A 23166-nucleotide genomic window follows, 5' to 3' on the forward strand; every position below is an offset into this window, starting at 1 on the left:
TCAGGCCTTCAGCTTGTAGCCGAAGCCGCGGACCGTCTCGATACGGTCCTGGCCGATCTTGGTGCGCAGTCGCTGCACATGGACGTCGACGACGCGCGTGTCACCGCCCCAGCCGTAGTCCCACACGCGCTCCAGGAGCTTGTCGCGCGAGAGCACCGTGCCCGGCGCGGAGGAGAACTCCAGCAGCAGCCGCATCTCGGTCGGGGTGAGCGCCACCGGCCGCCCGGCCCGGCGCACCTCCATGCCGTCGGTGTCGACCTCCAGCTCGCCGAAGGCGAGCACGCCCCCGGTGTCGGCGGCGGCCCCCGCGTCCCCCCGGTCGCCGCCGCCCGCGTGCCCGAAGCGGCGCAGCACCGCGCGGATCCGGGCCACCAGTACGGCCCCGTCGAACGGCTTGGTGACGTAGTCGTCGGCGCCGGCCTCCAGCCCCAGTACGACGTCGATGGAGTCCGCCCGCGCGGACAGCATGATCACCGGCACGGTGGACTCGTCCCGGATGCGGCGGCACAGGCTGACGCCGTCCAGGCCGGGGACCATGACGTCGAGGAGGGCGATGTCGGGGCGGTCGGCCCGGAACGCCTCCAGGCCCGACAGCCCGTCGGGCATCGCGGTGACCGCGAAGCCGTCCCGCTCCAGGGCGAGCTGGGTGGCCTCGCGGATGACGTCGTCGTCCTCGACGAACAGGACGTGGGTCTGGTCTGCCATCCGGGTGCTCTCAGTCCTCGTGTGCGGTCACTCGGTAGACGCGGGGGGCGTGCGCCGCGTTCATTCCTCCGCCGGTGTTCGTTTCCCCGCGGGGGTTCGCGTCTTTGCCGGTGTTCATCTCTCCGCCGGTGTCCATGTCTCCATCGGGGCCCTCATGTCTCCATCGGTCCGGCCGGCCCGATCGGTTCACGCGGCTCGGCCGCTTCTCCCGCCGTGCGCGTCAGCTGTCCGGTTCCGGGGCCGGGGTCGGCACGTTCCCGGCGACGTTGCTGTAGTCGTTGTGGGTGCGGAACTCCTCGGTGAACCGGCCCGAGGCCCAGCGGTACGTGATCACGTTCTCGCCGGACGGGCTGGACACCGGGTCGCCCTTCTCGTACACCTGCTTGGTCACCACCAGGTCGCCGCGGTCGATCTCCGCGTAGACCGGCGGCTCCTCGGCCTTGAACACATTCTGGTACGCGCCGTCCTCCTCGCGGTACACGTAACTGCCCACACCGACCGCGTCACCGCACGTCAGCACGTTGACGACGACGTCCTCGGCCGGTCCCGACCCTCCGGTCAGCTCCCCGTACGACACGTCGACGGGGTACTCGTCGGCGACGCACGGCTTCAGCTCGCGCTTGACCTCCGCGGAGACCTTGGGGTCGGCCTTGACGAGCCGGACCGCGTCCACGCGGTCGGGAGCCTTGGAGGGGGAGGCCGTGGGCGAGGAGGAGGCGGCGCCCGCCACCGCGTCCGCGTGGGCCGGCCCCTCGTCACGGGCGCCGGTGCCGCCCGCGCCGCAGCCGGAGAGGGCAAGGCCGAGGGCGGCGAGTACGGCCACCGCCGTACTCGCCGCCTGTGTACTCCTCCGGGCATCCCCGGGTGATCGACCGACGGTCAGGCCGCGCAACGCTCCCGCTCCTCACGCTCCAGCGCCCGTGCGTCCAGATCGCGGGCGACCAGCTCCTCGCGGAGCCGGGCGAGCGCCCGGTGCAGCGTGCTCTTGACCGTTCCCGCCGACATGCCGAGGGCGGCGGCGGTCTCCTCCGTGGACATCTGCTCCCAGTGTCGCAGCACCACGACGCTGCGCTGCTTCGGGGCGAGCACCTTCATGACGTCCATCAGCAGGGCGCGGTCCGCGTGCTGATCGGTGGAGTCGTCCACGCACGACTCCGGGAGCTGCTCGGTCGGCACTTCCTCCAGCTTCCGCGCCCGCCACCACTCGGTACGCGTGTTGATCATCACCCGGCGCAGGTAGGCGTCCGCCAGCCGCTTGTCCTCGATGGTCTCCCAGCGGCGGTACGTGCGCACCAGCGCGGTCTGCAGCAGATCCTGGGCGTCCACGGGATCCGGGACCAGGCGCCGGGCGCTGCGCAGCAGCGCGTCCTGCCGGGTCCGGACGTACTCCTCGAACTCGAGCACCTCGCCCATGGTCAACCGCCTTCCGATCCGTAGCCCTGCTCTGCCTGCGGGGCACGGAAACGAAGGTAGGGAAGCGTTGTCACGGCGCTGTGCGAAGCAGCCTGCGGGGGGCCCTCGGCTGTCCGTCGGTTGTGTAACGGAAGAAGGAACCGGCTGAATCGGCACACCACTCGGGGCGGGTAATGGCCTATTGGCCCGATATGCGACCTGTCGCAGAGGCCCACGCCACCGCTCTGCCCACCGTTCTGCCCACCGCTCCGCCCACCGCTGTGATCCGGCTGTACGTCAGCTCAGCGGCAGCCGGTACAGCCCGTCCGCCAGCGGCTCCACCAGACCGTCGGCGACGAGGCCGTCCAGGGCCCGTGCGCGCTGGACCGGTTCGTGCCACACCTGGTCGAGGGCCGCCTGCGGCACCGGCCCGGGCGCCTCCCGCAGCACCGCGAGCAGCCGGCCGCGCACCTGCCGGTCGGTACCCGCGTACGTCTGGCCGCGCCGTGGCGGCCCGTCGTGCGCGGGCTTGCCGGCCAGCCGCCAGGCGCACCGGTCGGCGATCGGGCAGCGGTGGCACGACTCGTTCTTCGCCGTGCAGACGAGCGCGCCCAGTTCCATGGAGGCGGCGGCCCAGCGGGCGGCGCTCGCCTCGCCGTCCGGCAGCAGCGCACGCGCCAGTTTCCGCTCGGCGGCGGTGGTGGCGTTCGGCGGGTACTGCGCACCGGTGACCGCCCGGGCGAACACCCGGCGGACGTTGGTGTCCAGTACGGCGTGCCGCTGGCCGTAGGCGAAGGAGGCGACCGCGGCTGCCGTGTACTCGCCGATGCCGGGCAGCGCCAGCAGCTGGGCGTGGTCCGCCGGTACGTCGCCGCCGTGCCGTTCCGTTATGGCCGCGGCGGCGCCGTGCAGGCGCAGGGCGCGACGCGGGTAGCCGAGCCGGCCCCAGGCGCGGACGGCCTCGCCGGGAGCCTCCGCGGCGAGGTCGGCGGGGCGCGGCCAGCGGGCCAGCCACTGCTCGTAGACGGGCAGGACGCGGCTCACCGGCGTCTGCTGGAGCATGAACTCACTGACCATCACGCCCCACGCGCCGGCCTCCGGGCGCCGCCACGGCAGATCGCGGGCGTGCTCGTCGAACCAGTCGATGACGGGGGCGTGCAGCAGCACACCGGACGCGGCCCGCTCACCGGCCGGGACGGCGGCGGGCGCCGCGGCACCGGCGGTGGCGTAGGCCGGGGTCGCCGCGGTGGCGGAGGCCGGGGGCGCGGCGGGGTCGGAGGGGCCGTTGTGCGAGGGCTTCGTGGGCGCAGTCATGACCCTCCGATCCTGCCACGGGAGGACCACCGCACGGGCGCACCGCCACCCGGTATCGGCCACGACCCCTGACGATCGACAGGGGCGCCGGCCCGCCGCCCGCTTGTAGCGTCGGCCCGTGAACGTAACCCGCCCGGCCGACGACGCCGGGGCCGGCGGCGGGCGCGTCGGCGAAGGCGTCGGGCCCACCCGCCTCGCCGTCCTCGGCGGCGGCGCCCTCCTGTGGGCCGCCCTCGCCCTCCCCGTGGTCACCGCGGACCGGCTCGGGATGAACGAGCCGCGGCCCCTCTGGCAGCAGCTGACCGGCCTGGGAGTGCTCTCCGTGGCCGTCGCGCTCTCCCGGCGGCAGCCGCTCGCCGCCTTCGGACTGGCGGCGGGCCTGAGCCTCGCCGCGACCCCGGCTCTGTTCAGCGTCTCCTACGGCCCCGCCCTCGGCGTCTTCGCCCTGCTGCTCGGCCTGCGCGTGCGGCGGCCGCGCACCGCGGTGGCCGGCTTCGTCGGTGCCGGCGTCGTCGGTACGGCGCGGATCGCGCTGGTCGGAGTCGACCCGGTGCCCGAGTGGCTGGTCCTGACCGGCACGCTGCTCTTCGGCTGCGTCTTCCCCTGGCTCGGCGGACGCTACTGGCGGCAGAGCCGGGCGCTCGCCGAGGCCGGCTGGCTCAGGGCCGCCCGGCTGGAGGACGAACAGCGGCACGCCGAGGAACGGGCCAGACTGCGCGAACGGGCCAGGATCGCGCAGGACATGCACGACTCCCTCGGCCACGAACTGAGCCTGCTCGCCCTGCGCGCCGCGGCCCTCCAGGTCGCACCGGGCCTCGCCGCCGACCACCGTGCCGCCGCGGCCGACCTGCGCGTCGCCGCCGCCGACGCCACCGACCACCTGCACCGCATCATCGGCGTACTGCGCGAGGTGTCCGTCCACGACGAACCCGCCCCGCTGACCCCGGCGGGCGAGAGCGTCGAGGACCTCGTCGCCCGCGCCGCCGAATCGGGGCTCCCCGTCCGCTGGGAACCGCGGGACGCCACCACCGCCCCGGCCGCGGACCCCGGCGGCATCACGGATCGCCTGCTGCACCGGGTGGCGCGCGAGGCCCTGACCAACGCGGCCCGGCACGCACCGGGCGCCCCCGTCGTCGTAGCGGTCACCGGGCAGGCCCGCGGCACGACGGTCACCGTCACCAACGGACCGGCCGCCCAGGAGGTGTCCTCTTCGTCGGGCGGTTCGGGCCTGCTCGGGCTGCGCGCCGCGGTCGCCTCGGTCGGTGGCGACTTCGACGCGGGCCCGCACGAGGACGGCTTCCGGGTCCGGGCGTACGTTCCCGCCCAGCGGACCCCCGCCCCGGCGCCGGCCCCGGCCCCCTCGGCGCCCTTCGCCCGCGCCCGCCGCCGCGTCGCCCTCGGCCTGGGCGCCGCCGCCGGTGCGGGCGTCGTCCTGGTCGGCGCCGCCTTCGGCTGGTACGCGTACACCGAGACGCACTCGGTGCTCAGCCCCGCCGCGTACGCGGAACTGCGCCTGGGCACGCCGCACGACACGGTCGCCCCCGCACTGCCGGACCGCGCGGTCAACGACCCGCCCGTCGAGCGCGCCCCCGCGCCCCCGAAGGACGCCGACTGCCGCTACTACCGGTCGAGCGGCGAACTCCTCGTCTCCGTCGACCACTTCCGGCTCTGCTTCGACGGGGAGGGGCGCCTGGCCGCCAAGGACGTCATCCCCCGCGCCGGACCGTCCGGCGAGGGACGCGAGCCCTACGAGCGACACGAGGAGTCCGCACGGTGATCCGGGTACTGCTGGCCGACGACGAGGCGATGGTGCGGGCCGGCGTGCGCGCCATCCTGGCGAGCGGCGGGGAGAGCGAGGTCGTCGCCGAGGCGGGGGACGGCCGCGAGGCGGTCGAACTGGCCCGTGCCCACCGCCCGGACGTCGCCCTGCTGGACATCCGTATGCCCCGCCTGGACGGACTCGCGGCCGCGCGGGAGATCGTACGGACCGTCCCCGGCACGGCCGTTGCCATGCTGACCACCTTCTCCGAACAGTCCTACGTGGCCCAGGCCCTGACCGGCGGCGCCACCGGCTTCCTGCTCAAGTCCGGGGACCCGTACGAACTGATGGCGGGCGTACGGGCCGTGGCCGAGGGCGCCGCCTTCCTGTCCCCGAAGGTCGCCCGGTACGTCGTCGAGGACCTCGGCAGGGGCGGTGGTGGCGGCCGGCTCGCCCGCGAGGAACACGCCCGCGTGCGTGTGACGCGCCTCAGCCCGCGCGAACGCGAGGTGCTCGGCCTCGTCGGCGCCGGCCTGTCCAACCCGGAGATCGCCGCCCGGCTGCACCTCGTCGAGGGCACGGTGAAGGCGTACGTGAGCGCGGTCCTGGACCGGCTGGAGGTACGCAACCGGGTCCAGGCCGCGATCGTCGCGTACGAGGCGGGACTGGTCGAGACGGACACCTGAACGCCTGCGCGCCCAACGCCTGCGCGCCTCAACGCCTGCGCACCGCAGCGCCGCCGGTGGGCCCCAACGCCTGCGCGCCCAACGCCTGCGCGCCTCAACGCCTGCGCGCCTCAGCGCCTGCGCGCCTCAGCGCCGCCGGTGTGAGGTGGCGTACGCGGTGGCGGTGACGGCGGCCGGGCCCGGCCCGGTCAGCCACCGCACCGCGGGCGCCGACGACGCGCGCATCGCCTCGGCCGGCCGCGTCGCCGGACGCCTGCCCAGGAGTACGGCCGTGGCGGCGACGACGGCGCCGAGCAGCAGCCCGGCGGCGACGTCGTGCGGGTAGTGCACGCCGACGAAGACCCGGGAGAGGGCCATCAACAGGGCGAGCGGGGCCGTGATCCAGATGACCACCCGCCGGACCAGGGCCAGTGCGACGGCCGAAGCGCCGGCTATCGTCGCGTGGTTGCTCGGGAAGGACCAGTCGCCGGTCGGCGGGCACGCGGACAGGGACGGCACCGCTTCGGCGACCGCCCGGCACGGACGTTCCTGTGCGAGACCGGACTTGAGCAGCTCACTGCACACATACGCCACACCCGTGGCCACGGGTGCGAGGACCGCTGTCGCGAACGCGTGCGGGCTGGCGCGGCGCGACCGCCACCAGGCGACGACGAACAGCGCGCCGAACACCAGGATTCCCGCCTCCGTCCACACCTCCGCCGCGTGCTGGACCCATGTCGGGGTGTCGTGGGCGAAGTCGGTGATGTCGCGGTACAGCTCGTCGTCCTCGAAGGTCATGCTCACGGACGGTAGGCGGCCGGGCGATTCGGTCACACCCTGCGATCGACACGTGCGGCACCTGACGATCGGCAGGGGCCCGGGGCGGTCTCCGGAATGATGATCCGTAAAAGTTGCGGGCCTGAACGGCGGGTGGGACAAGGGAACGCGCCGATCTCTCGTACAGTTTGCGCCGTGGGATCTCTGCGCAATCCGGTCGGGCCGCTTCCCTCCTCCATCTACTGGCGACGGAGGGCCGTACTGCTGTCCCTGTTCGCCCTGATGGCGCTGCTGATCACGTGGATCGTGGTCGCCGGCGGCGGTGGCGGGGGCAAAGGCCGCGAGGACGGCGCCGACGGCAAGAATCCGGCGCCTTCGATCACTCCGGGGCCCTCGGGTTCCGGGCCGGCGATCAGTGAGGCGCCGGGTGGGCGCGACGAGTCGGGGAGCGGGGACTCCAGCGGTTCGGGTTCGGGCTCCGGCCCGGGGTCCGGCGGTGACGGGTCCGGTTCCGGCGGCGGTGAGTCCGCGGGCGGCGACGGGGCCGGCGGGCCGGGCGGTGCCGGCGGAGGCGGTTCCGCGGGCGGGGCGGCGACCGGCGTCGGCACGGGTGACGCGCTGCCGGGTGGCTCCACCCTGCCCAACTGCACCCCGGGCGCGGTGAAGTTGAGCCTGCGCAGTGTCCGCAACAACTACACGCCCGGTCAGACCCCCACCTTCGAACTGACCGCGCGGAACACCTCCGACAGCGACTGCAAGGTCGATCTCGGCCCGAAGCACGCGGTGTTGACGATCACGCCGGCCGAGGGCGAGGACGTCTACTGGTCCTCCGACGACTGCGTCGAGGGCGCGGGGAGTCTGCGGTACCGGGTGGCCGCCGGCAGCGGCATCGCCTACACCGTGAAGTGGGACCGCAAGCCGAGCGCCCCCGAGTGCGGGACGCCTCCGGCGGGGTCGGCCAAGGCGGGAACGTACCTGGTGGAGGTCAAGGCGGCCGGGTTCGAGAAGGTGCGGACGTCGTTCGTGCTCAAGAGCGACTGAGCCCCTGACACGGGCCCGGCCCCTGACACGGGCCCGGCCCCTGACGCGGGCCCGGCTGACGCGGGCCCGGTGCCGGCGCGGCGCGCGGCGGGGCCGGCCCCGCCGCGCCGATTCGGCCGGCACTCCTCAGACGTACCGCTCCAGGATCGACGACTCCGCCAGCCGCGACAGACCCTCCCGCACGCTGCGCGCCCGTGCCTCGCCGACGCCGTCCACCGTCTGGAGGTCGTCCACGCTGGCGGCGAGCAGCTTCTGCAGGCCGCCGAAGTGCTCCACCAGCCGGTCGATGATTGCGCCGGGCAGCCGCGGGACCTTCGCCAGCAGCCGGAAGCCGCGCGGCGACACCGCCGAGTCCAGGGTCTCCGGAGAGCCGGTGTAGCCCAACGCGCGGGCCACCGTGGACAGTTCGAGCAGCTCGGCGTGGCCGAGCTTGTCCAGCTCGGCGAGCGCCTCCTCGACCGTACGGGCGCGTTTGGCGGTCGGCTCGGGCACGTAGTCCCGCACGACCAGCTCGCGCTCGGGCTCCACGCCGGCGATCAACTCGTCCAGCTGGAGCGCCAGCAGCCGTCCGTCCGTGCCCAGCTCCACCACGTACTCGGCGATCTCGGTCGCGATGCGGCGCACCATCTCCAGACGCTGGGCGACCGCGGAGACGTCCCGGACGGTGACCAGGTCCTCGATCTCCAGCGCCGACAGCGTGCCCGCGACCTCGTCGAGGCGGAGCTTGTAGCGCTCCAGGGTCGCCAGGGCCTGGTTGGCACGGGACAGGATCGCCGCGGAGTCCTCCAGCACACGCCGCTGGCCGTCGACGTAGAGCGCGATCAGCCGCATCGACTGCGACACGGAGACGACGGGGAAGCCGACCTGCTTGCTGACCCGGTCCGCCGTACGGTGCCGGGTGCCGGTCTCCTCCGTGGGGATGGTCGGGTCCGGAAGCAGCTGCACGCCGGCCCGCAGGATCTTGGACAGGTCCGAGGACAGCACGATGCCGCCGTCGAGCTTGCACAGCTCGCGCAGCCGGGTCGCGGTGAACTCGACGTCCAGTACGAAACCGCCGGTACACATCGACTCGACGGTCTTGTCGGAGCCCAGCACCATCAGGCCGCCGGTGTTGCCGCGAAGGACCCGTTCCAGGCCGTCCCGAAGGAGCGTGCCGGGCGCCACCGCGCTCAGCGAGGCGCGCATCAGGCCATCGGCACCGGCACTCCCACCGGACTTTCCGGGAGCTGCTGCCCGGTCGTTGGCTGCCACTGCACTCCTCCGGTCGCAGGTTCTTCAGGTGCTCCCCTGTCGCACACTCGGTCGTACGGACGGGCGAGACCAGGGCAAAGTCTACCGGCGGTCCTCGTCCTCCCGTGGGGCCTCTCGCCGACGCGAGCGCGGAAGCACCCGCAGGGCTTCCCCTATGTCCGCGACTTCCAGGACCTTCATGCCGTCGGGGACCCTGCCGGGGTCGGTCGGCACCAGGGCGTGCGTGAAGCCCAGGCGGTGCGCCTCGGAAAGCCTGCGCTGCACGCCGGTGACCCGTCTCACCTCACCGGCGAGGCCGACCTCGCCGATCGCGACGAGATTCTTGGGCAGCGGGGTGTCGCTGGCGGCCGAGGCGAGGGCGAGCGCGACGGCCAGGTCGGCGGCCGGCTCGGAAAGCTTCACACCGCCGACCGTCGCGGAGTAGATGTCCCTTTTGCCCAGGGCGCTGATGCGACCGCGCTGCTCCAGGACGGCCAGCATCATGGACACGCGGGACGTCTCCAGTCCGGAGGTGGTGCGTCGCGGGGACGGGATCTGGGAGTCGACCGTGAGCGCCTGTACCTCGGCGACCAGCGGGCGGCGCCCCTCCAGGGTGACGGTCAGGCAGGTGCCGGGTACGGGCTCCGCGCGGCGGGTGAGGAAGAGTCCGCTGGGGTCGGTCAGGCCGGTGATGCCCTCGTCGTGCAGCTCGAAGCAGCCGACCTCGTCGGTGGTGCCGTACCGGTTCTTGACACCGCGGACCAGCCGCAGGCGGGCGTGCCGGTCGCCCTCGAAATGAAGCACGACGTCCACGAGGTGCTCCAGCAGCCGCGGACCGGCGATGGCCCCGTCCTTCGTGACGTGACCCACCAGCAGGGTGGACATGCCGCGGTCCTTGGAGGCGCGGATCAGCGCGCCCGCCACCTCCCGCACCTGCGCCATGCCGCCGGGGGCGCCGTCGATCTCGGGGGAGGCGACCGTCTGCACGGAGTCCAGGATCAGCAGGGAGGGCTTGACCGCGTCCAGATGCCCCAGCACGGCCGCGAGGTCGGTCTCGGCGGCGAGGTACAGATGGTCGTCGATCGCCTTGATGCGGTCGGCGCGCAGCCGCACCTGGCTCGCCGACTCCTCACCCGTGACATAGAGGGTCTTGTGCTGCTCGCTCGCCGACTTGGCCGCCACGTCGAGCAGCAGGGTGGACTTGCCGACGCCGGGCTCACCCGCGACGAGCACCACGGCGCCGGGCACCAGTCCGCCGCCGAGCACCCGGTCCAGTTCGGGCACGCCGGTCGGACGGGCGGTCGCCTGGCGGCCGTCGACCTGGCCGATGGGCAGCGCGGAAGTGGTGACGCGCCCCGGCGTCGTCGTACGGACCGCGGGCGCGCCGTACTCCTCGACCGTGCCCCAGGCCTGGCATTCGGGGCAGCGGCCCAGCCACTTGGCCGTCTGCCAGCCGCACTCGGTGCAGCGGTAGGACGGCCGTTCCTTGGTGGACTTCGCACGGGCAGCCATGCACGAACCGTAACCGCCCCCACCGACAACCCGTGCCGCCCCCACTCGCAACCCGTGCCCCCACTCGCAACCCGTGGCGCTCGCACTTGGGATCCGTGGTGCTCGCACTTGGGATCCGTGGTGCTCGCACTTGGGATCCGTGGTGCTCGCACTCGGGGCCCGTGGTGCTCGCACTCGGGGCCCGTGCCGCCCCCACTCGGGACCCGTGCCGCCGCCTCGGCCCGCGCGGAACGAACGGATCGTCTCAGGCACCCGAACGGACCACCCGCACCCTGAACCGGGCACGGAGCAGCAGCTTCCTGTCCCCTTATGAGGGATCGTTTCACCCGTACGGATTAAAAGGACCCAATGCGCCAGTTCGCGCCACCCATAGCCCCCTACGGTCGCCGGGTGATGAGGAGCAGTCCGGAGACCACGACCCGCACGACCGGCGCACACCGGGCGCACCGGGAAGCGCGTGACCGCACCGCGGCGCGCACGCTGGCGCAGCGGCCGCCCGCGCGCTACGACGCGTATCTGGACGGCCTGTTCACGTACTGCCTGTCCGTGCTCTGCGACCACGACGCCGCGACCGAGGCGCTGGGTGACGTCCTGGCGCTCGCCGAGCGCCGCGGCCACCGCGGTCCGGAAGCCGCCGGGGACCGCAGGGCGTGGATGTACGCGCTGGCCCGCTGGGCCTGCCTGCGCAAGCTGGCCGAGGCCAAGCAGAAACGTCAGAGCAGCCACGCGGCGGGCCGCCCCCACTCCGTCCGGCAGCGCACCGCCCAGCGGCAGCCCGCGCCCCTGTCGCCGCCCACCGCGCACGACGTACGCGACGTACGCGACGGCACAGATGCACGCGACGGCAACGACGAGGCACAGCAGCGCCACCGCCGCGAACTCGCCCTCCTGGCCTGGCCGGAGGCCGCCGGCACCACCCCGGAGCAACGCGAGGCCCTCGAACTGGCCGTGCGCCACCGCCTCGCCGCCCACGAGGTCGCCGCCGTCCTCGCCATGGACCTGGCCGCCGCCCGTGAACTGCTCGCCTCCGCCGCCTGCGAGGTCGAGCGCACCCGCGCCGCCCTCGCCGTCGTCGAGACCGGCAGCTGCCCGGGCGTCGCCCGCCTCACCGGCGACAACCAGTACGTACTGAGCGCCGCCCTGCGCCGCGAGCTGGTCCGGCACGTCGACGACTGCCCGCGCTGCCGCCGTACCGCCGAGCACGCGATCCCGGGCCGCTGGCCCGGCACCAGCGTCACGCCCGCCGAGCTGCCCGTCCTGGAGGCACCCCGCGCGGCGCTGCACGTCGCCATGGCGCACCTCCCACGCGCGCGGAGCGCCGGACCCCGCTTCGACCGGCGCGGCTTCCCGATGGACCCCAAGGACCGTGCGGCCCGGCGCGACCGCCTGCGCGCGCGTGCCGTCACCACGACCGTCGTGGCCACCGTCGTCGCCGCCCCCGTGCTCGCCCTGTGGGCGGCCTACCGCGGCACCCCGGTCGTCGAGGGCGAGGGCGGCCGCTCGGCCAGCACCAGCGAGGCGCAGGGGCCGGAGGGCCTGGACGGCGAGTCCGCGGGCGAAGGCCACGGCTACGAGAACGCGGGCAACGCGAGCACCACCCCCGGCACCCGCTTCGGCAGGAACGGCAAGGCCGACGTCTCCGTGGAGGTCGTCAGCGTCTCCGGCGCGGGCGAGCAGGGCGCCGGCCACCTGGACGTCACGGCCGGCCACGACGGCGACACCACGCTCGTCACCCTGACCGCGACCGGCGACGCCCCGGTGCGCTGGTCCGCGTCCACCGGCGCCTCCTGGCTGTACCTGAGCCAGTCGTCGGGCACCCTCGGCCCCGGCCAGACGCTGACGATCAAGGTGTACGTCGACCACCTGCGGGAACCGTCCGGCCACTGGAGCGCACGGGTGGCCGTCTCACCCGCCGGCGCCGTCGTCTCCATCGAGGGCTACGGCACCGCGCCCAGCCCTCCCCGCCCGGGCCCGCGCCCCAGTACCCCCGACGACTCGCCACCTCCGTCCGACCCCGGCCCGGACCCGGGTCCGTCCCCGTCGACCTCGGCGCCTCCCGACCCGACACCCACGGACGACCCGTCGCCCACGTCGCCCGACCCGGACCCGACACCCACCGACGACCCGTCGCCCACCGGCGGCACGGGCGGCTCGTCCCCGCCACCCGGCGAGGACGGCGACCCGAGCCCGTCCACCTCGTAGAGCACGTCTCAGGACGCCTCACAGGACGGCATCCAGCGAACCGGCATCCAGTGAACCGGGCTCAGCGAACCGCATCCAGCGAACCGGGCTCAGCGAACCGGGCTCAGCGAACCGGGTCCGCCGGATGCGGTGCCACCAGGGGCAACTGCGAGGCCAGGCGCTCCTCGCACAGCTCGACCAGCCGGTCGTAGCCCGCCTTGCCCATCAGCTCGATCAGCTCCGGCCGGTACGAGACGTACACCGGGTCTCCCGCGCCGTGCGCCGAGGTCGCCGAGGTGCACCACCAGTGCAGGTCGTGCCCGCCCGGGCCCCAGCCGCGCCGGTCGTACTCACCGATGGACACCTGCAGCACGCGGGTGTCGTCGGGCCGGTCGATCCACTCGTACGTCCGCCGGACCGGAAGCTGCCAGCACACGTCCGGCTTGGTCTCCAGCGGTTCCCGGCCCTCCTTCAGGGCCAGGATGTGCAGCGAGCAGCCCGCGCCCCCGGCGAAGCCGGGCCGGTTCTGGAAGATGCACGAGCCCTGGAAGGGCCGGGTCTGCCGGGAACCCTCGTCGTCCTCGGAGATCCAGCCGTCCCGCGTGCCCTCGGCGTGGTGCTGCCAGACGTCCGGAGTGAGCCGCGCCACGTGCTCGGCGACCCGCTTCTCGTCGTCCTCGTCGGAGAAGTGGGCGCCCAGCGAGCAGCACCCGTCGTCCGCGCGGCCCGCCTGGATGCCCTGGCAGCCGCTCCCGAAGATGCAGTTCCAGCGGGAGGTCAGCCATGTCAGATCGCACCGGAAGACCTGCTCGTCGTCCGCCGGATCCGGAAACTCCACCCACGCGCGCGCGAAGTCGAGACCCTTCTCGTCGCCCATTTTGCGCTTCTTTTCCTTCTTGGCCGACTTTTCGTCCTTCGCCTTTTTCGTCTTTGGCACGGCTCCAGGGTAAGTCGCCCGGACCGGATGACGGCACCGCCGCACTCCCGCTGGCAGTAGCGTTCCCTGCATGAGACTCGGTGTCCTCGACGTGGGTTCGAACACGGTGCATCTGCTGGTGGTGGACGCACACCCGGGCGCGCGCCCGCTGCCCGCCCACTCGCACAAGGCGGACCTGCGCCTCGCCCAGCTCCTCGACGAGGACGGTGCGATCGGCCCCGACGGCGTCGACCGGCTGGTCGCCGTCGTCCGGGAGGCGCTCCAGGCCGCCGAGGACAAGGGCGTCGAGGACCTCCTGCCGTTCGCCACCTCCGCCGTGCGCGAGGCGAGCAACGCCGACGACGTCCTCGCGCGCGTGCGCGAGGAGACAGGCGTCGAGCTGACGGTCCTCAGCGGCGCCGAGGAGGCCCGGCTCACCTTCCTCGCCGTCCGCCGCTGGTTCGGCTGGTCCGCGGGTAAGCTGCTGGTCCTCGACATCGGCGGCGGCTCCCTGGAGATCGCCTACGGCATCGACGAGGAGCCCGACACCGCCGTGTCGCTGCCGCTCGGCGCGGGCCGGCTGACCGCCGCCCGGCTGCCCGGCGACCCGCCCCACCCGGACGACGTCAGGGCGTTGCGCCGCCACGTCCGCACGGAGATCGCCCGCACGGTCGGTGACTTCAGCCGCTTCGGCGCCCCCGACCACGTGGTCGCCACATCCAAGACGTTCCGGCAGCTGGCCCGCATCGCCGGCGCCGCCCGCTCCGCCGAGGGCCTCTACGTCCAGCGCGAGCTGAAGCGGGCCTCCCTGGAGGGCTGGGTGCCCCGCCTGGCCGCCATGACCACCGCCGAGCGCGCCGAGCTTCCCGGCGTCTCCGAGGGCCGCGCGAACCAGCTCCTGGCCGGCGCCCTGGTCGCCGAGGCCGCGATGGACCTCTTCCACGTGGAAAGCCTGGAAATCTGCCCATGGGCGCTCAGAGAGGGAGTCATCCTCCGGCGCCTCGACCACATGGGCCAGGGATGAACGCGCGCCCGGAAGGGGCGCGGGGCTGTACCGACGTGCGGCTCCGACGCGCGGGCGTGAGCACTCACGAACCGCCCCGCACTCGCCCTATGTCACTCACCACAACGGCGAAAGGGCACCCCGCACCCACCCGGCCCCACCCCGTAACCTGACCCCCGTGGCAAAACCAAGGGACGTAGTCCGCATCCCGGATGCGAAGGTCGCCCTGTCGACGGCGTCCGTCTACCCGGAGTCGACCGCGACGGCCTTCGAGATCGCCGCACGCCTCGGCTACGACGGGGTCGAGGTCATGGTGTGGACCGATCCGGTCAGCCAGGACGTCGACGCGCTGCGCAGACTCAGCGACTACCACCGCATGCCGATCCTCGCCGTGCACGCGCCCTGCCTGCTCATCACCCAGCGCGTCTGGTCCACCGACCCCTGGGTCAAGCTCCAGCGTGCCCGCGCCGCCGCCGAGCGACTCGGCGCGAGCGCCGTGGTGGTCCACCCCCCGTTCCGCTGGCAGCGGCAGTACGCCCGGGACTTCGTCAGCGGCATCTGGCGGATGGCGGACGAGACCGACGTCCGGTTCGCCGTCGAGAACATGTACCCCTGGCGCTACCGCGACCGCGAGATGCAGGCGTACGCCCCCGACTGGGACGTGACGAAGGAGGACTACCGCCACTTCACGATCGATCTCAGCCACGCCGCCACCTCCCGCACCGACACCCTCGACATGCTCGACCGCATGAGCGACCGCCTCGGCCACGTCCACCTCGCCGACGGCAAGGGCTCGGCCAAGGACGAACACCTCGTCCCCGGCCGCGGCGACCAGCCCTGCGCCGAGGTGCTGGAGCACCTCGCGCACACCGGCTTCGACGGCCACGTCGTCATCGAGGTCAACACCCGTCGCGCGATGTCCAGCGCCGAACGTGAGGCCGATCTCGCCGAGGCGCTGGCCTTCGCCCGCCTGCACCTGGCGTCGGCGGGCGCACCGGGCTCGGCCGGTCCGGCGGCGAAGGCGCACCGGCGGTGAGCGACGCGGGCGGGGGGACCCGCCGCCGCGGCCGTCCACCGCGCGCGGAGTCCGCCGGCACCCGCGCCCGCATCCTCACCGCGGCCCGCGAGGAGTTCTCCGAGCGCGGCTACGAGAAGACGTCCGTACGCGGCATCGCCAAGACGGCGGGCGTGGACCCGGCACTGGTGCACCACTACTTCGGCACCAAGGAGCAGGTCTTCGAGGCGGCCATCGAGGTCGCCTTCGCACCGGTCCTCGGAGCCCCCGAGGCGATCGGCGACGGCCCCCTCGACGGGGTCGGCGAACGGCTCACCCGCTTCTTCTTCGGTCTCTGGGAGAACCCGGCCACCCGTACTCCGCTGCTGGCCATCGTCCGTTCCGCCCTGAACAACGAGACCGCCGCCGCCGTCTTCCGCCGCCTGATCGCCGCCCAGCTGCTGCGCCGCATCGCGGCCCGGCTGGACCTGCCGGACGCGGAGCTGCGCGCCGAGCTGGCGGCGGCGCAGCTGGTGGGGTGCGCCGTGCTCCGTTACGTGATCAAGGCGGAGCCGCTGGCCTCGGCCGACCCGGAGCGGATCATCGCCCGCCTGGCACCGGTCGTACAGGGCCACCTCACCGGCCCCTGACGCACCCTTCACACGGCGTCGGCGGCGAGACGCGCATCCCGCATCGCGGACACCCTGTCCCGGCCCCTGGATGACCGGCGTACGCTCGACGGCAGTCACAACTCTCCGAAGGAGCGAGCGACGATGCCCGAACTGAGGTCCCGCACAGTCACCCACGGCCGCAACATGGCGGGCGCCCGCGCCCTTATGCGCGCCTCCGGTGTACCCGGCGCGGACATCGGGCGGAAGCCGATCATCGCGGTCGCCAACAGCTTTACGGAGTTCGTGCCGGGCCACACCCACCTCGCCCCGGTCGGCCGGATCGTCAGCGAGGCGGTCGTCGCGGCCGGCGGCATCCCGCGCGAGTTCAACACGATCGCCGTCGACGACGGCATCGCGATGGGCCACGGCGGCATGCTCTACTCCCTGCCCTCCCGCGACCTGATCGCGGACAGCGTGGAGTACATGGTCGAGGCCCACTGCGCCGACGCCCTGATCTGCATCTCGAACTGCGACAAGATCACCCCGGGCATGCTCAACGCCGCCCTGCGGCTGAACATCCCCACGGTCTTCGTCTCCGGCGGCCCCATGGAGTCAGGCCGCGCCACCCTGGTCGACGGCACGGTCCGCACCCTGGACCTGGTCGACGCGATGTCGGAGGCGGTCAACGACAAGATCTCCGACGAGGACATCCTCCGCATCGAGGAGAACGCCTGTCCGACCTGCGGCTCCTGCTCCGGCATGTTCACCGCCAACTCGATGAACTGCCTGACCGAGGCCATCGGCCTCTCCCTCCCCGGCAACGGCTCGGTCCTGGCCACCCACACCGCCCGCAAGGCGCTCTACGAGAGCGCCGCGCACACGGTGCTGGACCTGACCCGCCGCTACTACGAGCAGGACGACGACACGGTCCTGCCCCGCAACATCGCCACCCCCGCGGCCTTCGGGAACGCCATGGCGCTGGACATCGCGATGGGCGGCTCCACGAACACGATCCTGCACCTGCTGGCCGCCGCCCAGGAGGCGGAGGTCCCCTTCGGCCTCACCGAGATGGACGCCCTCTCGCGCCGCGTTCCCTGCCTCGCCAAGGTCGCGCCGAACGTCGCCAAGGACCGCACGTACTACATGGAGGACGTGCACCGCGCCGGCGGCATCCCCGCCCTCCTCGGCGAACTGCACCGCGGGGGCCTGCTGAACGAGGACGTCCACTCCGTGCACAGCCCGTCCCTGGCCGACTGGCTGAAGACCTGGGACGTGCGCGGCGGCTCCCCGTCCCCTCGGGCCCTGGAACTGTGGCACGCGGCCCCCGGCTGCAAGCGCTCCGCCGAGGCCTTCTCCCAGTCCGAGCGCTGGGACTCCCTGGACGAGGACGCCGAGGGCGGCTGCATCCGCTCCGTCGAGCATGCCTACTCCGAGGACGGCGGCCTCGCGGTCCTGCGCGGCAACCTGGCGGTCGACGGCTGCGTCGTGAAGACGGCGGGCGTCGACGAGTCGATCTGGGCCTTCGAGGGCCCGGCGGTCGTCTGCGAGTCGCAGGAGGAGGCCGTCCAGAAGATCCTCACCCAGCAGGTCAAGGAGGGCGACGTCGTCGTCATCCGCTACGAGGGCCCCAAGGGCGGCCCCGGCATGCAGGAGATGCTCTACCCGACCTCGTACCTGAAGGGCCGCGGCCTCGGCAAAACCTGCGCCCTGGTCACCGACGGCCGCTTCTCCGGCGGCACCTCGGGCCTGTCCATCGGCCACGCCTCGCCCGAGGCGGCCGCCGGCGGCACCATCGCCCTCGTCGAGGACGGCGACCGCGTCCGCATCGACATCCCGAACCGCTCCATCGAGCTGCTCGTGGACGACGCCGAACTGGCCCGCCGCGACCAGGCCCTGAACGGCGTGTACGCCCCGAAGAACCGCGACCGCAAGGTCTCCGCCGCCCTGAAGGCGTACGCCGCGATGGCGACCAGCGCGGACAAGGGCGCGGTGCGCGACGTCAGCAAGCTGGGCTGACCCCCTCGGCGGGATCCGAGGCCTACCAGGCCCCCGGGTCCCGCCCCGGCACCCCGAACACCGTCCCGTCCGGCGCCCCGGCGTACACGTGCCCGCCCGCGAGCAGCGGCGCCGGCAGGGACGCGGGCACCTTGTCGGAGTCGGCGCCGAGCCGGGGCCGGGTCTGCCCGAGGAGCTTGCCCTTGCGGGCGTCCACGCCGAGGAGCCGCCCGTCGGGGGCGGTGACGTACACGTGCCGCCCGTCGGAGACCGGCGCCGAGCCCCGGCTCACGCCCGTCTCCAGCCGCCACGCCTGCTTCCCCGCCGCCATGTCCACGGCGACCAGCGAGCCGCCCGCGCCCATGAGGTACACGGTGTCCCCGCGCACGCCCGCCGACGCCGACGCCTGCTCGACCGGGATCGGCAGCGTCACCCGGCGGGTCGCCCCGGTGGCGGGCGTGTAGCGGACGACGGCCTTGACGTCGCCGTAGGCCGCCCCTTCGGCGACGAGGAACACGGAACCGTCCGCCGCCCCCACGGGCGTCAGCGCCCCGGCCAGCTCCGTGTCCCACCGCACGTCCCCGCCGGCCGGGTCCACCGCGGTGACCCGGGTCCGCTGCCCGTCCGGGGCCAGGCTCGTCGCGTACGCCGCCGGTCGCCGCTCACCGGCGAACGAGGTGAAGTACGGCTCGGACTGCCCGGGGATCCGGTGCGACCACCGGGGACGCCCCGAGGCGCTGTCCACACCGGTCACCATCCCGTCGGCGCGGGTGAGCAGGAGCATGTCGCCGACGCACCGCAGACCGTCGTACGCGGGCATCTCCTCCTGCCACACCGGCTCGCCCGTGGCGGGGTCGAGCGCCTCCAACGGGCCCAGCAGGCCGACCTCGGGCTGCACGAGCCCGCCCGACACGACCGGCGGTTCGCTCCGCACGGCCTCCTCCACGGCGTGCCGCCACAGCGTGCTGCCGTCGGCCGGATCGATCGCGAGGACCGACCCGGGCCGCGCGCACAGCAGCCGCCGCGCCGCGTACGAGCACTGGGGGGCGCCACCGCCCGTCGACGCGAGCACCGCCTCCCACGCGCCGAACCCGCCCGGGGCGCTCCGCGCGGCGGGCGTCCGGTGCGCCGGTTCGGCGTCGCCGGACAGCTGGACCGAGACGAGACCTCCGGTCACGGCGAGGCAGAGCGCACCGGCCACGAGCGCCGCCCGCCGTCCGAGCCGCCGCACGGCCGGCCCGGCGGGAGCCTTTGGGCCCGGGGCCGGGGCCGTCTCCGGAGCCGCCGCCACCTCCGGGGCCGACGAGTCCTCCACCCGCTGTGCCGGTATGAACACCTGCGTGTCGTACGCCGCCGCCACCGACCGCAGCTCCCGCATCAGCTCGTCCGGAGTGGGCCGGTCGGCGGGCTCCTTGGCGAGGCACCGCAGCACCAGCGGCGCGAGCGTCTCCGGTACGCCGGTCAGGTCGGGCTCGTCGTGCACGACCTGGTAGGCGACGACGTACGGACTGTCGGAGTCGAACGGCCCGCGTCCGGTCGCCGCGTGCACCATGAGCGACCCGAGCGCGAACACGTCCGCGGCGGGCCCCACCTCGCGGGGGCGCCGGAACTGCTCGGGCGCCATGAACGGCGGCGTGCCGATCAGCTTCCCCGTCTCCGTGCGCAGTTCACTGTCCTTCGGCCGGGAGATGCCGAAGTCGATGACCTTCGGCCCGTCCTCGGCGAGCAGCACGTTGCTCGGCTTCAGGTCCCGGTGCACGACCCCCACCCGGTGGATGTCGCGCAGCGCCTCCGCGAGTCCGGCCATCAGCCGGCGCAACTGGGCGGGATCCATCGGACCGTTCCGCTTCACCTGCTCGGAAAGCGTCGGACCAGGGATGTACAGGGTGGCCATCCAGGGCCGCCCGGCATCCGGATCGGCGTCCACGACCGGTGCCGTGAAAGCCCCGCTCACCCGCCGCGCCGCGGCCACCTCCTGCCGGAACCGCCCTCTGAACTCGGGATCCAGGGCGTACCGGGCGTGCACGACCTTCACCGCGACCCGCATCCCGGAGGTGCTGCGGGCCAGGTGCACGACTCCCATGCCACCCGAGCCCAGACAGGACTCGAGTCGGTAGTGACCGGCGTACTCCGGAAGTTCCGCTTCCGCGCCCGCTCCGGCGTTCGGCTGCGGCGCCATGGAACCACCCCCGTGCTGTTCGTTCGCGCGCGCGACGCTCGGAGCCTAGTCGATGGTTCTTTTGGGGCCGAAGAGGCTTGCTAGCCTCCGCGTGCGAGTTGCGAACTGGTGTTTCGCGTCTCGATTCATGGGAATCAACGTGACCCCACGAAACCCGTGGGGTGCGACGGGGGAGGTTTTTCATGTCTGTCGACCAGCTCACGGACGCCACGGGCGGGGACCGGAAGGCGACCACGGGGGCCGTCACCACGGCAGCCGCCGCCGCCGGCTCCTACCCGGTGGCGCCGGGCTACCGGCTGAACGTCCGCAGCGGTCCCGGCACCGGCCACTCCATCGTGCGGACCCTGCCCGAGGGTTCCCGGGTCCGGATCCACTGCCAGACGCCGGGGACCCGGGTCTCGGGCCCGTACGGCACCTCGAACATCTGGGACGGCATCGGCAGCGGTCAGTACGTCTCCGACGCGTACGTCCGCACCGGCAGCGACGGTTACGTGGCCCCTCGCTGCTGACCTTGTAACAGGGCTGTCCCGAAGGCGTATGAGGAGGTTGCCGAGAGGAACGGCGTGCCGGGCCGAGTGGCTCTTGCTGATCAGGAACACCCGCTCGCACCGTTGGGTGCGGGCGGACCGGCACGCCAACCGACTCCGAGGTAGACAACGATGCGCGTTCGCAAGCTGACCATCGCCGCCATGGCCCTCGCCGCCGGTCTCTCGCTCACGGCCTGTCAGAACGACGACGACGGTACGGACCGGAGCGCCGCACCGCCGGCCGCCTCCACCGCGTCGTCCTCGACCGGCGGCTCGGACTCGACCGGCTCGGACCAGCAGGGCGGCACCGACTCCGAGGGGAAGACCCCCAACGGCACCGGCGGCACCGGCGGCACCGGCGGCACCGGCGGCACCGGCGGCACCGGCGGAACCGACGAGGACGGCAAGGCCGCCAAGTGCCGCACCGACGAGCTGGAGATCACGGCGACCGACGCCACGATCGGCGGCGACGACAGGGGTACCACCGCGGTGGACCTGAAGAACGGCGGCGGCCGGGACTGCTCGCTCGCGGGCTACGCGGGCGTCGACGTGAAGACGAACTCCGGCACCCTGTCCGCCGAGCGCACGGGCGAGTCGGCCCCCTCGGTCGTCCTCGCGGACGGGGACACGGTGACCTTCGGCATCACCTACCCGATCAACGACTCGGGCGGTTCCGGCGTCCGCGTCACCGGCCTGGTGGTGACCCCGCCGGACGAGACCAAGTCGGTCACCCTCGACTGGCCGGGCGGCGCCACGCTGCCCGTCACGGACGGCTCCGGCACCCCGGTGCGGGTCGGCCCGCTCGGCAGCGCCGGCCAGGGCGGCTGACGCACCCCACGTTCCACGAGTCCCGTCCGGTGTGCCGGGCCCGCCCGGGGCCCGCGCCGCACCGGCGCCATAATCGACCCGTGAGCGCAGAGAACGGCAAGAACGGCATCCCGGACGTCCCCGCGGGCCCCCGCCCCGAGCCCCTCCGGTTCTACGGCACGACCTGGGTGCACCACGACAACGGCTACACCGTCCGCCGGGCGGGCCTCGCCGTCGGCTCCCTCGCCGTGGCGGCCGCCGCCTGCTTCGTGCTCCGCGTGGCCTACCAGGGCCTCCAGATCGCCGACATCGGCAGCTTCGTCTCGCTGCTGATGATCGTGATGTTCGCGATCTGCAGCGCCCTGGCCTTCCGCCACACCTGGTCCGGCTTCACCAGCCGTCCCGACCCCGACCGTCAGGCATCGATGCGCGGCCTGCTCGCCATCGGCTTCGTCGGCTCCCTCCTCGCCTACTTCTTCCGCACCTTCACCGAGGCCCCGGGCGAGAAACTGCACCGCGCGGAGTACGAGAAGGCCCGCGAGGAGTACGAGAAGCGCACCACCCGCCGCTCGGGCAACCCGACGAAGAAGCGCCGCCGGAAGTAGACGAAGCACCGCCGGAAGTAGCGGAGAGCCCGCGAGCGAGGGCCCGGAACCGCCGACCCCGGAAAACACAGCCGATCCAGCCACTCCCGCGCAGGCCGACCACACCGTCCGCGCCCACTCCTTCAACGCCGCCGCGGCCCAGTACGCCGCCAACCGCCCCTCCTACCCGCCCGCCCTCTTCGACGCGCTGGAGGAGCTGGCCGGCCGCCCCCTCAAGGGCTCCCGCGTCGTGGACGTCGGCGCCGGTACGGGCCTCGCCACCGCCCGCCTGCACGAGCGCGGCGCCGACGTGATCGCCGTGGAACCCGGCGCCGGCATGGCCACCGAGTTCCGCCGCACCCTTCCCGACCGCCCGCCTGCACGAGCGCGGCGCCGACGTGATCGCCGTGGAACCCGGCGCCGGCAATGCCCGCCACCGAGTTCCGCCGCACCCTTCCCGGCGTGCCGATCGTCCGCGGCAACGGCAACGCCCTCCCCCTGGCCGATCACACCGCCGACCTCCTCACCTACGCCCAGGCCTGGCGCTGGACCGACCCCGCCCTGGCCGTCCCGGAGGCGCTGCGCGTGCTGCGTCCGGGCGGCGCGCTGGCGCTGTGGTGGAACACCGAGGCCCTCGACGTGCCCTGGATCGCCGCGGCGGCCCGGCGCATCGACCAGCACTTCGACCTCGACCTCTCCGCCGAGAAGCGGAACGTCGGCCCGGACACCGCCGACCCCGCCGGCCGCCTCGGACTCACCCGCCGCGAGATCCGCTGGAGCCGCCGCGTCCCCGTCGACACCCACCTGGCCAACCTCGCCAGCCACCCGGTCTTCCTGACCGACACCGACGAACGCCGCGCGGCCTTCCTGGCCGACGAGCGCAGGCACCTCCTGACCGCTTTCCCGGACGGAGTCGTCGAGGAGACGTATGTCGTCCTGCTGCTCGCCCGGACCCCCGTGACCCCGTGACCCCT

General features: G+C 73.6%; 20 protein-coding genes and 1 pseudogene. 12 read left to right on the plus strand and 9 right to left on the minus strand.

All coding sequences use genetic code 11. From position 1 onward, the window contains the following. The 4 genes from cseB to ACIQ1J_RS06965 all read right to left on the minus strand — a co-directional run bounded on the left by cseB (window position 1) and on the right by ACIQ1J_RS06965 (window position 3411). On the minus strand, window positions 1–705 hold the full coding sequence (gene cseB / locus ACIQ1J_RS06950) for a two-component system response regulator CseB (RefSeq protein ID WP_210964507.1): 705 nt from the start codon (window positions 703–705) through the stop codon (window positions 1–3). A 220-nt stretch (window positions 706–925) separates the two neighbouring features. After that, entirely contained in the window at window positions 926–1597 is a 672-nt protein-coding gene (locus ACIQ1J_RS06955; RefSeq protein ID WP_403554738.1) for a hypothetical protein, read from the minus strand. After that, entirely contained in the window at window positions 1585–2124 is a 540-nt protein-coding gene (locus ACIQ1J_RS06960) for a SigE family RNA polymerase sigma factor (protein ID WP_210964505.1), read from the minus strand. The genes ACIQ1J_RS06955 and ACIQ1J_RS06960 overlap by 13 nt, the downstream gene beginning before the upstream one ends. Before the next feature lie 270 nt (window positions 2125–2394). Next, window positions 2395–3411 (minus strand): A/G-specific adenine glycosylase, encoded by a 1017-nt coding sequence (locus ACIQ1J_RS06965; RefSeq protein WP_403554740.1) that lies wholly within the window; start codon window positions 3409–3411, stop codon window positions 2395–2397. Between the two features lie 118 nt (window positions 3412–3529). Here ACIQ1J_RS06965 and ACIQ1J_RS06970 point away from each other — a divergent pair, with 118 nt between their 5' ends. Beyond that, entirely contained in the window at window positions 3530–5188 is a 1659-nt protein-coding gene (locus ACIQ1J_RS06970) for a histidine kinase (RefSeq protein WP_403554742.1), read from the plus strand. After that, complete coding sequence (locus tag ACIQ1J_RS06975; RefSeq protein ID WP_403554744.1) at window positions 5185–5856, plus strand: response regulator; 672 nt, start codon at window positions 5185–5187, stop codon at window positions 5854–5856. The genes ACIQ1J_RS06970 and ACIQ1J_RS06975 overlap by 4 nt, the downstream gene beginning before the upstream one ends. 126 nt (window positions 5857–5982) lie before the next feature. Here ACIQ1J_RS06975 and ACIQ1J_RS06980 read toward each other — a convergent pair whose 3' ends face one another. After that, on the minus strand, window positions 5983–6633 hold the full coding sequence (locus ACIQ1J_RS06980) for a phosphatase PAP2 family protein (RefSeq protein ID WP_403554746.1): 651 nt from the start codon (window positions 6631–6633) through the stop codon (window positions 5983–5985). A 174-nt stretch (window positions 6634–6807) separates the two neighbouring features. On the opposite strand from ACIQ1J_RS06980, the gene ACIQ1J_RS06985 reads away from it, so the two are divergent. Then, complete coding sequence (locus ACIQ1J_RS06985; protein WP_403554748.1) at window positions 6808–7653, plus strand: hypothetical protein; 846 nt, start codon at window positions 6808–6810, stop codon at window positions 7651–7653. Between the two features lie 126 nt (window positions 7654–7779). Here the strand turns inward: ACIQ1J_RS06985 and disA are convergent, their stop codons facing one another. Next, window positions 7780–8904: a DNA integrity scanning diadenylate cyclase DisA gene (disA, locus tag ACIQ1J_RS06990; protein WP_403554750.1), complete on the minus strand. Its 1125-nt coding sequence runs from the start codon at window positions 8902–8904 to the stop codon at window positions 7780–7782. 81 nt (window positions 8905–8985) lie between these two features. Beyond that, window positions 8986–10395, minus strand: a complete 1410-nt coding sequence (radA, locus tag ACIQ1J_RS06995) for a DNA repair protein RadA (protein ID WP_403554752.1) — start codon at window positions 10393–10395, stop codon at window positions 8986–8988. 393 nt (window positions 10396–10788) lie between these two features. On the opposite strand from radA, the gene ACIQ1J_RS07000 reads away from it, so the two are divergent. Further along, window positions 10789–12597 (plus strand): hypothetical protein, encoded by a 1809-nt coding sequence (locus tag ACIQ1J_RS07000; protein ID WP_403554754.1) that lies wholly within the window; start codon window positions 10789–10791, stop codon window positions 12595–12597. 103 nt (window positions 12598–12700) lie between these two features. Here the strand turns inward: ACIQ1J_RS07000 and ACIQ1J_RS07005 are convergent, their stop codons facing one another. Further along, window positions 12701–13513 carry a hypothetical protein gene (locus ACIQ1J_RS07005; RefSeq protein WP_210964498.1) on the minus strand — a complete coding sequence of 271 codons (813 nt, stop codon included), beginning with the start codon at window positions 13511–13513 and terminating at the stop codon, window positions 12701–12703. 70 nt (window positions 13514–13583) lie between these two features. Between ACIQ1J_RS07005 and ACIQ1J_RS07010 the strand changes: the two genes are divergently transcribed. The 4 genes from ACIQ1J_RS07010 (at window position 13584) to ilvD (ending at window position 18116) form a co-directional block, all read left to right on the plus strand. Next, on the plus strand, window positions 13584–14516 hold the full coding sequence (locus tag ACIQ1J_RS07010; protein ID WP_403554756.1) for a Ppx/GppA family phosphatase: 933 nt from the start codon (window positions 13584–13586) through the stop codon (window positions 14514–14516). A 157-nt stretch (window positions 14517–14673) separates the two neighbouring features. After that, window positions 14674–15531, plus strand: coding sequence for a sugar phosphate isomerase/epimerase family protein (locus tag ACIQ1J_RS07015; RefSeq protein WP_403554758.1), 858 nt, complete (start codon window positions 14674–14676; stop codon window positions 15529–15531). Next, window positions 15528–16139: a TetR family transcriptional regulator gene (locus tag ACIQ1J_RS07020; RefSeq protein ID WP_403554760.1), complete on the plus strand. Its 612-nt coding sequence runs from the start codon at window positions 15528–15530 to the stop codon at window positions 16137–16139. Before ACIQ1J_RS07015 ends, ACIQ1J_RS07020 begins: the two co-directional genes overlap by 4 nt. 123 nt (window positions 16140–16262) lie before the next feature. Continuing rightward, entirely contained in the window at window positions 16263–18116 is a 1854-nt protein-coding gene (gene ilvD / locus ACIQ1J_RS07025) for a dihydroxy-acid dehydratase (RefSeq protein ID WP_403554762.1), read from the plus strand. Between the two features lie 22 nt (window positions 18117–18138). On the opposite strand, the gene ACIQ1J_RS07030 is transcribed toward ilvD, so the two are convergent. Beyond that, on the minus strand, window positions 18139–20274 hold the full coding sequence (locus tag ACIQ1J_RS07030; RefSeq protein WP_403554764.1) for a serine/threonine-protein kinase: 2136 nt from the start codon (window positions 20272–20274) through the stop codon (window positions 18139–18141). A gap of 182 nt (window positions 20275–20456) precedes the next feature. Here ACIQ1J_RS07030 and ACIQ1J_RS07035 point away from each other — a divergent pair, with 182 nt between their 5' ends. The 4 genes and pseudogenes from ACIQ1J_RS07035 to ACIQ1J_RS07050 form a co-directional block, all read left to right on the plus strand. Beyond that, window positions 20457–20783, plus strand: coding sequence for an SH3 domain-containing protein (locus ACIQ1J_RS07035; RefSeq protein ID WP_210964492.1), 327 nt, complete (start codon window positions 20457–20459; stop codon window positions 20781–20783). Between the two features lie 150 nt (window positions 20784–20933). After that, entirely contained in the window at window positions 20934–21629 is a 696-nt protein-coding gene (locus ACIQ1J_RS07040) for a DUF4232 domain-containing protein (protein WP_403554766.1), read from the plus strand. Between the two features lie 80 nt (window positions 21630–21709). Continuing rightward, window positions 21710–22213 (plus strand): EamA/RhaT family transporter, encoded by a 504-nt coding sequence (locus ACIQ1J_RS07045; protein ID WP_403554768.1) that lies wholly within the window; start codon window positions 21710–21712, stop codon window positions 22211–22213. Between the two features lie 88 nt (window positions 22214–22301). Beyond that, window positions 22302–23161: pseudogene (locus ACIQ1J_RS07050) on the plus strand (class I SAM-dependent methyltransferase); the annotation flags it as partial. Window positions 23162–23166: the final 5 nt, after the last annotated feature.

The organism is Streptomyces sp. NPDC097107 (genome assembly GCF_044762405.1).
GTDB lineage: Bacteria > Actinomycetota > Actinomycetes > Streptomycetales > Streptomycetaceae > Streptomyces > Streptomyces thinghirensis.

What these genes read in the sequence shown, in the direction of transcription:
- cseB (WP_210964507.1), bottom strand. Translation starts at nt 705, where the DNA reads ATGGCAGACCAGACCCACGTCCTGTTCGTCGAGGACGACGACGTCATC.
- ACIQ1J_RS06965 (WP_403554740.1), bottom strand. Translation starts at nt 3,411, where the DNA reads ATGACTGCGCCCACGAAGCCCTCGCACAACGGCCCCTCCGACCCCGCC.
- ACIQ1J_RS06980 (WP_403554746.1), bottom strand. Translation starts at nt 6,633, where the DNA reads ATGACCTTCGAGGACGACGAGCTGTACCGCGACATCACCGACTTCGCC.
- radA (WP_403554752.1), bottom strand. Translation starts at nt 10,395, where the DNA reads ATGGCTGCCCGTGCGAAGTCCACCAAGGAACGGCCGTCCTACCGCTGC.
- ACIQ1J_RS07000 (WP_403554754.1), top strand. Translation starts at nt 10,789, where the DNA reads ATGAGGAGCAGTCCGGAGACCACGACCCGCACGACCGGCGCACACCGG.
- ACIQ1J_RS07010 (WP_403554756.1), top strand. Translation starts at nt 13,584, where the DNA reads ATGAGACTCGGTGTCCTCGACGTGGGTTCGAACACGGTGCATCTGCTG.
- ilvD (WP_403554762.1), top strand. Translation starts at nt 16,263, where the DNA reads ATGCCCGAACTGAGGTCCCGCACAGTCACCCACGGCCGCAACATGGCG.
- ACIQ1J_RS07030 (WP_403554764.1), bottom strand. Translation starts at nt 20,274, where the DNA reads ATGGCGCCGCAGCCGAACGCCGGAGCGGGCGCGGAAGCGGAACTTCCG.
- ACIQ1J_RS07035 (WP_210964492.1), top strand. Translation starts at nt 20,457, where the DNA reads ATGTCTGTCGACCAGCTCACGGACGCCACGGGCGGGGACCGGAAGGCG.
- ACIQ1J_RS07040 (WP_403554766.1), top strand. Translation starts at nt 20,934, where the DNA reads ATGCGCGTTCGCAAGCTGACCATCGCCGCCATGGCCCTCGCCGCCGGT.